10 protein-coding genes and 1 tRNA gene are annotated in these 11,361 nt (G+C 46.2%); 3 read left to right on the forward strand and 8 right to left on the reverse strand.

Annotated features, from left to right (window positions below; translation table 11 throughout):
* Nucleotides 1-35: 35 nt before the first annotated feature.
* Complete coding sequence (locus tag BLU98_RS17030) at nucleotides 36-1,238, forward strand: DUF4407 domain-containing protein (protein ID WP_092727011.1); 1,203 nt, start codon at nucleotides 36-38, stop codon at nucleotides 1,236-1,238.
* Here the strand turns inward: BLU98_RS17030 and BLU98_RS17035 are convergent, their stop codons facing one another.
* The 6 genes from BLU98_RS17035 to gap all read right to left on the reverse strand — a co-directional run bounded on the left by BLU98_RS17035 (nucleotide 1,239) and on the right by gap (nucleotide 7,797).
* Nucleotides 1,239-3,440, reverse strand: coding sequence for a S9 family peptidase (locus BLU98_RS17035; protein ID WP_092727012.1), 2,202 nt, complete (start codon nucleotides 3,438-3,440; stop codon nucleotides 1,239-1,241).
* 28 nt (nucleotides 3,441-3,468) lie between these two features.
* Nucleotides 3,469-4,248: a TPM domain-containing protein gene (locus BLU98_RS17040; RefSeq protein WP_092727013.1), complete on the reverse strand. Its 780-nt coding sequence runs from the start codon at nucleotides 4,246-4,248 to the stop codon at nucleotides 3,469-3,471.
* Between the two features lie 49 nt (nucleotides 4,249-4,297).
* Nucleotides 4,298-4,759, reverse strand: coding sequence for a TPM domain-containing protein (locus BLU98_RS17045; RefSeq protein WP_092727014.1), 462 nt, complete (start codon nucleotides 4,757-4,759; stop codon nucleotides 4,298-4,300).
* A gap of 9 nt (nucleotides 4,760-4,768) precedes the next feature.
* Nucleotides 4,769-5,359 (reverse strand): LemA family protein, encoded by a 591-nt coding sequence (locus tag BLU98_RS17050; protein ID WP_026767880.1) that lies wholly within the window; start codon nucleotides 5,357-5,359, stop codon nucleotides 4,769-4,771.
* A 136-nt stretch (nucleotides 5,360-5,495) separates the two neighbouring features.
* A complete protein-coding gene (locus BLU98_RS17055; protein WP_092727015.1) occupies nucleotides 5,496-6,710 on the reverse strand; it encodes a phosphoglycerate kinase in 1,215 nt (404 codons plus the stop codon).
* A gap of 73 nt (nucleotides 6,711-6,783) precedes the next feature.
* Nucleotides 6,784-7,797, reverse strand: coding sequence for a type I glyceraldehyde-3-phosphate dehydrogenase (gene gap, locus BLU98_RS17060; RefSeq protein ID WP_026767882.1), 1,014 nt, complete (start codon nucleotides 7,795-7,797; stop codon nucleotides 6,784-6,786).
* 213 nt (nucleotides 7,798-8,010) lie between these two features.
* Between gap and BLU98_RS17070 the strand changes: the two genes are divergently transcribed.
* A tRNA-Glu gene (locus BLU98_RS17070) sits at nucleotides 8,011-8,082 on the forward strand.
* Here the strand turns inward: BLU98_RS17070 and BLU98_RS18165 are convergent.
* Together BLU98_RS18165 and BLU98_RS17945 are read right to left on the reverse strand one after the other, a co-directional pair.
* Nucleotides 8,045-9,601 (reverse strand): recombinase family protein, encoded by a 1,557-nt coding sequence (locus BLU98_RS18165; RefSeq protein WP_092727020.1) that lies wholly within the window; start codon nucleotides 9,599-9,601, stop codon nucleotides 8,045-8,047. The two genes, BLU98_RS17070 and BLU98_RS18165, sit on opposite strands and share 38 nt — an antisense overlap.
* Nucleotides 9,598-9,738 carry a hypothetical protein gene (locus tag BLU98_RS17945; RefSeq protein ID WP_257575084.1) on the reverse strand — a complete coding sequence of 47 codons (141 nt, stop codon included), beginning with the start codon at nucleotides 9,736-9,738 and terminating at the stop codon, nucleotides 9,598-9,600. The genes BLU98_RS18165 and BLU98_RS17945 overlap by 4 nt, the downstream gene beginning before the upstream one ends.
* A 233-nt stretch (nucleotides 9,739-9,971) precedes the next feature.
* Between BLU98_RS17945 and BLU98_RS17080 the strand changes: the two genes are divergently transcribed.
* A complete protein-coding gene (locus BLU98_RS17080; protein WP_092727017.1) occupies nucleotides 9,972-10,682 on the forward strand; it encodes a hypothetical protein in 711 nt (236 codons plus the stop codon).
* The last annotated feature ends 679 nt before the right edge of the window (nucleotides 10,683-11,361 follow it).

Below are 11,361 nucleotides of genomic sequence, written 5' to 3' on the forward strand. Positions count from 1 at the left end.
CTACTTCAGCCGTTTTTCTGCTCCAAATTGTAATTATGAAGGAAAAGACCAGTCCTGCTGCGTATGTACATAGGGGTATGGGTGCCCCCAGCAGATGGAACCGTTTTTTATGGTGGTTGGCAACAGCCGAAGAAGAATTGATCAGGGATTGCATGATCGACCGCAACCGTTACGCCATTATAGGTATGAGCGTGATGGGCACCTGGTTATTTGCCACTTTTGCCTGGACCTATTTTTTCAGCACCGTTACCCCTAACCTGCCAATCGCTTGTTTCCTGGGCTTTTTTATGGGTTGCATCATCCTTTCCATAGACAGGGCCCTGATCAAGGGTATCACCCGCAGTAACAAACGCAAGTTCATTCCCCTGGTTTTCCGTGGCCTGCTGGCAGTGACTATTGGTGTTTTCATGGCACAGCCTGCCCTGCTTTACCTGTTCGATAAAGAGATCCATGTACAGACTTCGCTGGATAATGAGCACCGGAAAAAAGAAAAGCGCATGCGCCAGGACTCGGTGTACCAGGCATCGCGTGCCGATCTGCTGCGCTCTAAAAATGAGCTGGAACAACAACTCTCCACAAAATATGGTGAAGTGAGCCAGGCCAGGCAGATATTCATTGCCGAAACCGATGGTACAGGCGGAAGTAAAAGACCCGGATTGAAAGATGTGGCAAAGGCCAAGCAGGATGAATACCAGAAACTGGATATTGAATACCAGCAAATGCAAGGACAGCTAAGGCCGCGACTCCGCATGGTTGATAGTTCACTGCATGCCATCGATGTTACTGTTCAAAAAGAGCAACAGGCTTTTGAAGCATTGTTAAACGACGGCTTCATCACGCGCATTGAAGCGCTCAACCACCTGGTGAAAGATAATCCGGCCGTAGCATTCCGTTATTACCTGCTCGTAGCATTGTTGATGCTGATCGAGCTCATGCCGGTGATCGCAAAAACATTGTTGCCTACCGGCACTTACGATGAAAAAGTGCGCTTACGCGAAGAACTCGAGAAAGAAACCATTCAGAAAGATCATGAACGCGAGCTCGCCGTGAGGGAATTATACGGTGAGGGGGCCCTTGAACAGGACAATCGCTTCATCAAAGACTTTTTTGCCACTGCATCACGCAACCAGTACGAGAACATGCGACAGTATCTTTCTACCTGGGTGGATGACGGCCGGAGCCTCGACCAGGTATGGTATGATGTGAAGAAAAACATGTTCACCAAGCAGCACAACTGATCAGCGGGCGCCGGGCCCCGGCGGGCAATACATGCGCAGGTAATCGGTGTACAAATGCGAAAGATGCGCAGTAGTTCCCTTGCCTTCAAAAATACCGTGTGACCGGTTGGGGTAACTCATCAGTTGGAACTGTTTGCCATTTGCAATCAATTCATTGATCAGCATTTCTGCATTGTTGTAATGCACGTTGTCGTCGCCCGTACCATGGATATAGAGCAAATGTCCTTTCAGGTTTTTGGCATGTGTAATGGGTGAGCCGTTCACAAAGTCTTCCCTGTTCTCCTGCGGCAATCCCATGTAACGTTCCTGGTAAATATTGTCGTAAGTGAGTTGATTGCCTACACCGGCTACCGCAATACCTGTTTTATAAATTTCGGGATACTGGAACATCAGGTTGAGTGTGGCCGAACCGCCGCCGCTCCAGCCCCATACGGCCACACGCGAAGTGTCTGTAAAAGGCCATTTGAGTATCTCTTTTGCTGCCAGCGCCTGGTCGCGGATATTGACCTGTCCGATTTTCTGGTACACAGATTTACGCCAGTCCCTCCCTTTGGGTACAGGCGTTCCGCGGTTATCGATTGAAATATAGATATATCCTTCTTCGGACATGTTTCCATTGAACAGGAAATTATGGCCAACACCGTATTGGTCTTTTACGTTTTGTCCCCACGGCTCTGTATACACATAAAATACAACGGGGTATTTTTTGGTAGAATCAAAATGGCTGGGCTTTACCATCCAGGCATCCATCTCCACCCCTTCCGAAGTCTTCACTTTGAAGAAATTGAGATTTGATTGAGTGGAACTTGCCTTTGCCAGTGCATTGTTTACATTGTCTCCATTGAATGCTTTGTGATCGGGCAATGATACCCATTCTTCAACAGGCCTTGTATAATAATTGGAGAATGAATGTATGGCAAAATGCCCCGTTGGCGACACTTCATAATCGTGTGTACCCGGCTGGTTCATGGGCGTCAATCGCTCTGCTGTTCCGGTACCGTCGAGTTTGGTGCGATACAAATATTTCTGTGTGGCGTTATCGGGTGAAGCAAAAAAATAAACATACCCGCTTGGCTCATCGATGGAGCTGATGTCCATCACATCATAATTACCTTTTGTAACCAATGTTTCTTTTTGTCCATCGCGACTAACGCGGTACAGGTGGCGCCATCCGTCTTTTTCGCTTGCCCACAGGAATTCCTTGCCATTGTTGAGCCAGTCCCATCCACCGTAAGCATAATCATCATCCCATAAAGGCAGTATATCGATCCATGTTTTTTCCTTTTCACTGTAGACCGCATTGGATGCACCCGTAGCAATATTGCAAACCAGCAGGTTTGATTCGTTTTGTTTGCGGTTCAGGTGTTGCACAATCAATTCATGGCTGTTAGCTGCCCATTCCATCCGCGGAACATAAGATTGCAATACCGGGTCTGTAGGGATGTTCATCCATTTGGTGTTGGCAGTGCTAATATCTGCTACACCAATCCTGAAAGGAGAAGGCGCTTCACCTGCAACCGGATATTCAACCGGCTTCACAAAAGGATAGATAGAATCGGTATTGTTGATCATCAGGTAATCCTTGGTGCGGGAAGCATCTATTTGCCAGTAAGCGATCTTACGGCCATCGGGACTCCACCGGAATCCATCCCTGCAAAAGAATTCTTCTTCATAGGCCCAGTCGAACGTGCCGTTGATCTTTTTACGCGTACCGCCACTGGTGAGTGCAGTGACTTTACCGGTAGTAATATCTTCTACATAAATATTGTAATTACTTACATAGGCGAGCTTCTTACCATCGGGAGAAAATTTGGCGAACATGAGGGAAGAAGCCGGGAATTGCTTGCCCATTTTTTTCAGGCTGCCGGTTGTAAGGTTCAGTATCCAGTAATCGCCACGGGTATCGTAGCGCCATACTTTCTTGCTGTTGTTATAGATCAGTACCTGGGTATTGTCGTTGGAGAAGAAAAAATTGCGGATGCTGATGGGATTATTCTCACCGGCAGGCGTTAATTTTTCTTTCGAAGCGATGACTGTTTTGATGAAAGCAGGCAATTCGTACCGAACGATCTCTCCGTTTTCTGCCGCGAAATAACCGTTGCCATCTTTGGTCCATTTGTATCCATGAGGAGGTTGTGCATGGATGATGCGTACGCATGTTGCCAACAACAAAGTGAGCAACAACAATTTGTTCATTTTCATAATAAGCAATCTTAGTTCGTTGAAAAAATTACCAGCCACCGCTGGCGCCGCCGCCGCCGCTGCTTCCGCCGCCGAAACCGCCGAAGCCACCGCCGCCACTGTCACCTCCACCCCAGCCGCCTCCGCCACCGCGACCGCCGCCACTCAGGAGGGATGACCAGAAAATAGTTTGTGCAATATCGCCATAACCGCGCCGGCTCACCATACCACCGCCACCTCCGCCGCCACGGCCCAGTATTACCAATACCACTATCAGTATGATAATGAAAGTAAAGATCGATTTAGCGCTGGTGCCACCGCTACTCTGCCGTTCGCGTTTTACTTTGTATTCGCCCACTGCTGCTTTTGCAATGGAGTTGGTGGCCTGGTCGATGCCGCGATAATAATTACCATCGCGGAAATTGGGAGCGATATCATTGCGGATGATGCTGGCGCTAACGATATCCGGGATAGCGCCTTCCAGACCATATCCTACTTCAATACGTACTTTGTGATCGTCGATGGCTGCAATCAGCAATACCCCATTATTGGTTTTCTTATTGCCGATGCCCCAATCACGGAAAAGTTTTACGGCGTAATCTTCTATTGGGTAATCGCTCAGTGTTTTAACCAACACCACAGTGATCTGGTTGGAGCTGCTATCATCCAGCGCCACCAGTTTCTGCTCCAGTATATCGCGCTGTTCAGGCGACAACACACCGGCAGCATCGTTCACCAGCCTCGGCGGGTTGGGTTTAGGAAGTATGTTCTGCGCCATCAGGGTATGCATCCCCAATACCGCCAGGAGTAAAAATACGATCCGCTTCATGGTTGTTCGTTAAAGAGCCCCGCCTGCACAAGCTGGCGGGGCCCTTAATTTATTTTCCGAATACAATATCGTCGGGCAGCTCGTTCTTGTCTGTTTGCTCATCGTAAGGGAAATGCTGCGCGAGCGCTTCTCCTATTTCCGTAACGATCTGAACGATGCCTTCTGTGTAGTTGTTCTTATTAAAATGCTGCAGCATTTGTTGTACTTCCTGGTTCCAGAAAGCAGACCCCACGCGCTGGTGGATACCTTCATCGCCGAAGACCGCCAGTTGCCGGTCTTTCATGGCAATATAGACCAGCACAGCATTACGCGCCGCCGTCTCGTACATTTTCAGTCCGCCGAATATTTCATGCGCCCTCCGCAAAGGGTCAACAAAACGACAGCGGCTTTCGATGAATACCCGCAGTTCGCCACTGGTCCTGCGTTCTGCATGCTGGATGGCTGCAACGATGCGCTGCTTCTCTTCGGCAGAAAAATAACGGTCGGGTCTTTTACTGAATAATCGCAACATGTATCGCGGTTAGAATTTTACTTCAGGCGCTTTTTCTGCACCGGCTTCTGCCTTGAATCCTTCCTTGGTTTTAAAGCCAAACATACCGGCCAAAATATTCATCGGAAAAGAACGGGCTTTCACATTGTAATCGGCCACTGCCTGGTTGAAATCGTTGCGGGATACTTTGATTCTGTTCTCGGTTCCTTCCAGTTGCGCCTGTAATCCGCGAAATGCATCATTGGCGCGCAGGTTGGGATAATTCTCGCTCACCATCAGCAAACGTCCGAGGGCTTGTGAAAGTTGACCTTGTGCTTGTTGGAACTGTTGTAATTTTTCAGGAGTGAGGTCTTTAGGATCTACTTTTATCTGTGTAGCGCTGGCCCTGGCCTGTATCACATTCTGCAAAGTGGTCTGCTCAAAATTGGCTTCTCCTTTTACTGTATTCACCAGGTTAGGGATCAGGTCGGCACGACGCTGGTAATCGCTTTGTACGTTATTCCATGCTTTATTCACGGTTTCATCCTGAACTACCAGGCCATTGTAACCGCGACAGCCACATCCGCCCAGTATCAATACCAATGCTGCAATAACAATCAGGGTAAGACTTTTTGTACTCATTTGACTTGATTTTGTTTTGAAATTACGCTTTTATACAATTCGGTAATTCGATAATTTGACAATTCGACAATGAAAAAGTGATATTCGGCCATAAGATCATTTCATTGGCACATTGACAAATTGCCGAATTGTCGAATTACCCTTGTTTTATCGCCGCTATTCCCGGGAGTACTTTTCCCTCAAAATATTCCAGCAGGGCGCCGCCTCCTGTAGATACATAGCTTACTTTATCTGTAAAGCCGAACTGGTTCACGGCGGCTACGCTATCGCCTCCGCCTACCAGTGAGAAAGCGCCATTCTGTGTAGCGTTTGCCACTGCAGTAGCAATGGTTTTGGTACCATGCTGGAACTTTTCCATTTCAAATACACCCATGGGTCCGTTCCACAAAATGGTCTTTGAACGTTTGATGCAGTTGCTGAATTGCTCACAGGCATTTTCTGCGATATCCAATCCCATCCAGCCATCGGGGATCTGGTTGCTGGGAGCGGTGGAAGTATTGGCATCGGCTGCAAATTTATCGGCGATCACAGAATCGGATGGCAGGTGAATGCATACGCCTTTTTCTTCGGCTTTCTTCAGCAGGTCGAGCGCCGTTTGCAGGCGGTCTTCCTCGCAGAGTGAGTTACCGATATTTCCTCCCTGCGCTTTCATGAAAGTATAGGCCATGCCGCCTCCGATGATGATGTCTGTGGCGCGCTCCAGGAGGTTCTCCAGGATCAGTATCTTATCACTCACTTTCGCTCCGCCAATAATGGCCGTAAAGGGTTTGGATGCCTGGTGCAATACTTTCTCCGCGCTGGACACTTCACCTTCCATCACCAGTCCGAACATTTTTTTATCGGCAGGAAAGAATTGCGCGATCACGGCTGTGGAAGCATGCGCCCTGTGTGCGGTACCGAATGCATCATTCACGTATACATCACCCAGTTTGCTCAATTTTTCTGCAAAGGCAGGATCGCCTTTTTCTTCCTCTTTGTAAAAGCGGAGGTTCTCAAGCAGCAACACTTCGCCTGGCTTCAGGGCAGCAGCAGCCTGTATGGCGCTTTCGCCAATACAATCATCTGCAAAATGAACAGGTACCGCGTGGCCTGTGGCTTTGCTCAATAATTCCTGCAAATGAGCAACCAGGTGCTTCAGCGAGTATTTTTCTGTTGGGCCGTCTTTCGGGCGTCCGAGGTGACTCATTAAGATCACGCTTCCGCCATCGTTCAATATTTTTTGGATGGTGGGAATGGTGGCCCTTATCCTCGTATCATCGGTGATCTCGAAATTGGCGTTCAGGGGTACATTGAAATCTACGCGGATCAACGCTTTTTGTCCGGCGAAAGAGTGATGGGTAAAACGGCTCATGGTAGTGTTTATTAATAGTGTATGCAAACTAAAAATGCCGGATCAGCGTCCGGCATTTTTTTTCTTGTCTTTTTTATTTGCTGATCAGACCGGCGAAATACTTAACAGTACGCACCAGCTGACTTACATAACTCATTTCGTTATCGTACCAGCTAACGGTCTTCACCAGTTGTGTATCGCCAACGGTGATCACTTTGGTTTGTGTACCATCGTACAAAGAACCGAAGTGCATACCAATCACATCCGAGCTAACGATCTCGTCTTCAGTATAACCGAAGCTTTCGTTGCTGGCGGCTTTCATAGCGGCATTTACTTCTTCGGCCGTTACTTTTTTAGTGAGGATGGTAGTCAGTTCTGTGAGTGAACCGGTGATGGTAGGCACACGCTGCGCAGCTCCGTCGAGTTTACCTTTCAGTTCTGGCAGTACCAGTCCGATGGCTTTAGCCGCTCCGGTACTGTTGGGAACGATATTGGCTGCTGCAGCCCTTGCGCGGCGCAGGTCGCCTTTGGCATGGGGTGCATCGAGGGTATTCTGGTCGTTGGTATAAGCGTGGATGGTAGTCATGAAACCAGCCACGATGCCATACTGGTCGTTCATTACTTTGGCCATCGGCGCCAGGCAGTTGGTAGTACAGGATGCGCAGGAAATGATGGTTTCGCTGCCGTCGAGGATATTGTGGTTTACGTTGAATACTACGGTTTTCAGGTCACCGGTAGCGGGGGCAGAGATCACTACGCGCTTGGCGCCGGCTGTGAGGTGTGCTTCCGCTTTGGCTTTATCGGTAAAAAATCCGGTTGACTCAATCACCACGTCTACACCATGTGAACCCCAGGGAATTTGTGCGGGATCTCTCTGTGCGTATATTTTTACGGTTTCACCGTTTACTACGATGGCGTCTTCTGTAGAAGTAACGGTAGCATCAAAACGGCCTTGCGCACTGTCGTATTTCAATAAATGAGCTAATACTTTGGGACTTGTCAAATCGTTGATAGCAACCACTTCGATTCCTTTCATATTATAGATTTGGCGAAACACCAAACGGCCGATACGCCCGAATCCGTTAATGGCAACTTTAACTGTACTCATGAATAATTGGTTTAATGATTGGTATAAATGCTAAAATGAGATGCGAATTTACGTGATTATCGGGATTGAGAAAGTCTTTAAAATTAATTAATGCAACCGGGATCCAAATGCAGGCGCCACGGGCATTCCGGGCCGTCAACAAATAAAAGACAAAAAAAATTTTGTTATCCCCCCTTCCCATCCTATTTTTGCGTCCCGATTGAAAAAATAGACGGCCCGTTCGTCTATCGGCTAGGACATCTCCCTTTCACGGAGGAAAGACGGGTTCGATTCCCGTACGGGCTACTTCACCGGAAAGGCACAAATTCTTGTTGCTTTTCCGGTTTTTTATTTCGCTGAAACCCTCTCCCAGCCTGTATATCAGCCGGACGGCTTCATTCAATCTAGCGGTTCGATATTGAAATCCGTCAAAAACGAGTTTTTCGGGATATATCGAACCAATGATTTGACGCTTCTGTGTAACTGTTCCCTCTTCATATAAAGTATCCAACCTGCAAAGGTTACTGATGGCCTGATTTAATAATCCATCAATACTCTTTTCTGCCTGGAAAGAACCCGCCAGTTTTGCTTCCAGCACGGTGATTTTATTGGCACAATCCAACTTTAATTCCCGGTAATCTTCCGGGTCAAGTTTCTGATCGGCGACCAACTCTCTTGCATTTTTCAGCCGGTAATTCAGTTCATCTATTTGCGAAAAAATTTGTTTTCTATCACTTTGTTGGCTCCGGGTTTGTTCGTAATAAGATTCTTTAAGTGTGATAACATATATGTCGCTCATGCCGGGATTAGGTGCATATTTCTTCAACTCCCGCACAAAAAGACTATTGGCATTTTCTGTCCTGAACCTGCAACCGCATGGAGAACTACAGTGATAATAATAGTAATGATTATGCCGGCCTTTGGATGCACTGCCGGTTAACATCCGGCCACACTTCGGGCAAATAAGAAAGCCTCGCAAGGGCATTTGTTCATCTACCGTTATTTGTGTAGCAGGTCTTTCTTTTCTTTTTCTTCCCAGCAAAACTTCCTGCGCTTCATAAAAAAGTGCTTCGGAAATAATCGCTTCATGCTGGCCTTGTACTGCGGTAGTTTCTTCGTCTTTGTAAGAGGTTATAGGGATTTTACCGCAATAAACCGGGCTGCGGATAGCATTCCAAAAATTACTGCGGCTGCATATTAATCCTCGGTTGTTGGCCTCCTTTCTTATTTGGTCAGCAGCGAAATGACCGTTCGCTAACTCCTGGAATGCCCATTTAATAATCGAGGCTTCGGGCTCTATGGGTGCAATGTATTTGCGGCCATGGTCATCAGTTTTGTTGGTATATCCTACCGGCGCAGTTCCCATCCAGCGGCCTTCCTTCTTTGCCCGCCGCATGCCAAAGAACACATTTAATGCCCGGCGGTCGTTCTCTACTTCCGGGGCAGCCAGGTAAAAAGCCAGCATCATTTTATTTTCAGGAATAGATAAGTCTAAAGGCTGTTCTACTGCCTGCGGCTCAATACCAAGCTTGCGAAGGATATTAATCATCTGGTAAGCATCACCGGCATTCCGGCTGAACCTGTCCCATTTGGTAAATAAAAGCAGGTCTGATTTTCCCCGCCTTTTCTTTAAGTCCTGTAAAAGTTCATTCCACCGGGGACGGTTAAATGTTTTGGCAGAACGATCTTCATAAATCACCTTTCGGATTTGCAGTCCACTTATCTGGCAATACTTCCGTAAGGTTTCCTCCTGGTTTCTTTGGGAATAACCTTTGTCTGCCTGTTCATCCGTGCTCACCCGGATATACAAATCTGCTGTTTTCATTTCTTTAAATATTGAGTTACGGCAATGTCAGCCAATTTTCTGAGGAAAGCCAGTATTAGTTTGGCCTGCTCCAATGTTACTTCCACACCTTTCTGGCGCAATATTTCTATTACCTTTTCAGGTTGAATCTTCTCCATCTTACATCTCCTCACTTTGTCCTTTACCTCACACGTCCTGTGTAAGCAATTCAATCAGTCCACTAATATACGAATATTTGTTATGCCAAAACAATATTTTGGCATAACTTTTTTAAAAAATAGCTGCCCTCATCAAAGCGTGGGGAGCGTATTTTTTTCCGTAATTTGACTGTATTTGATACATTTTGATGTTTCGGCTATTTAAGGCATCAACCCCAGTTAAATAAGCATCAATGGAGAAAACCAACAAAGAATATAAAGTTACTTATAAAACCTACTTTAACGAGCGGTTGAAAAAGAGCCAGTTCCATACCAGGCTTATGCATCCCCTGTATGTCCAGGTGATTTTTGACCGCATCCCTATTATTTTCAAAAGCTATTATTTCGACTTGTTTTCAAAACCGAAATATGCCATCCGGCTTGCGGGCCAGGTTTTTACGCCGGATATTAAGGAAATCATCAAAAAAGAAGAAGCACTCATTGAATTCATCATTGGAAAGAACAGGGATAATTTTTCGTTAGAACTTTTTAAAAAGGAATACGCTTTTTACTGCCGGGATTTATTGGATTTAATGGAAGCTGATTTCCTGGATTATCTGTTTACCTTTCTGCATGATGAGGGCCTGCCAGCTCTGGCGGATACCATTAAAAAAGGCGCTGGTAATTGCAAGGCATACGACATTGTACGTGACATGAAGAGTGCTTTTAATGACAAGACCTACAATACGCTAATCGAAAATTCTTTTTATTACGCCCCTCCCTACTTGCCATTATATGCATTTGCCGAAAAGCCCAAGTCTACGCCATTTACTTGCTTTACGGTAAGAGAGTGGGAGCAACCTAGTGTAAAGGATGATTTTGCTGCGTTTTTCAAAAAGCGCTATCCCGGTAAGCAGGTTGAGGATGCCATGCTAGAAATTCAAAAAAGGGTAGATAAAAATTAACGCTTCAAAAGAAAAAAGGAGAAAAAAGAAAGCCATCCATCAACGGCCGAGCGTGGGCAAGACACCAAAAGGAAGCGGAATAAATGCTGGCCTTGTGTGCCGGCCCTGTGTTTATGCCGACCCTTTTGGTTCGTGGAGGCAGCCGTTATCTTTGCTTCGCTTTTTCTGATGTTTAATTTTTGTCGGAAGCAGGCCATAGCAGTTACATTATTTAAACTCTTCACCAGTTAGTGCCTCATTGTTTGTTTTTCCACTCCTCTTCCAGCGCCGTTACCACATCGCAAATCATGCTACTTTGGCACATTTGTGAAAGTTTTGTATTTTAAGTTTCGCAAACACAAGTGTTAGCTGCGATTTAAATGATCGTTACACCCAAAAAAAGGGCAATTAGTAAGACCAAGCTTGAAATCAGCAAGGATATTTCTCAATTAATTGAGATGGCGAAACATTGCGGTTACGGAGAGCTTCAATATTTTTTACATTATCTTCATTTTTCTCGGCTGTTACCAAGTTTTGGAAATGTTCCCGTAAGTAAACAACAAGTAATTGGAGTGTACGTCAGGCAACTTAATGATGCTTATAAATAACGCGTTGTGCTATTGAAAAATATTTGATAATCAATGAAGCAAAAAATGTTGTGTCGTTGTCTAGGTAAGTGACCAAACCAACCAAAACACGT

The organism is Hydrobacter penzbergensis (assembly GCF_900106985.1).
GTDB lineage: Bacteria > Bacteroidota > Bacteroidia > Chitinophagales > Chitinophagaceae > Sediminibacterium > Sediminibacterium magnilacihabitans.

Bases quoted from the DNA above. Each gene is read 5' to 3' on its own strand.
- BLU98_RS17035 (WP_092727012.1), bottom strand. From the start codon at position 3,440: ATGAAAATGAACAAATTGTTGTTGCTCACTTTGTTGTTGGCAACATGC.
- BLU98_RS18165 (WP_092727020.1), bottom strand. From the start codon at position 9,601: ATGAAAACAGCAGATTTGTATATCCGGGTGAGCACGGATGAACAGGCA.
- BLU98_RS17040 (WP_092727013.1), bottom strand. From the start codon at position 4,248: ATGAAGCGGATCGTATTTTTACTCCTGGCGGTATTGGGGATGCATACC.
- BLU98_RS17050 (WP_026767880.1), bottom strand. From the start codon at position 5,359: ATGAGTACAAAAAGTCTTACCCTGATTGTTATTGCAGCATTGGTATTG.
- BLU98_RS17055 (WP_092727015.1), bottom strand. From the start codon at position 6,710: ATGAGCCGTTTTACCCATCACTCTTTCGCCGGACAAAAAGCGTTGATC.
- gap (WP_026767882.1), bottom strand. From the start codon at position 7,797: ATGAGTACAGTTAAAGTTGCCATTAACGGATTCGGGCGTATCGGCCGT.
- BLU98_RS17080 (WP_092727017.1), top strand. From the start codon at position 9,972: ATGGAGAAAACCAACAAAGAATATAAAGTTACTTATAAAACCTACTTT.
- BLU98_RS17045 (WP_092727014.1), bottom strand. From the start codon at position 4,759: ATGTTGCGATTATTCAGTAAAAGACCCGACCGTTATTTTTCTGCCGAA.
- BLU98_RS17945 (WP_257575084.1), bottom strand. From the start codon at position 9,738: ATGGAGAAGATTCAACCTGAAAAGGTAATAGAAATATTGCGCCAGAAA.
- BLU98_RS17030 (WP_092727011.1), top strand. From the start codon at position 36: ATGAAGGAAAAGACCAGTCCTGCTGCGTATGTACATAGGGGTATGGGT.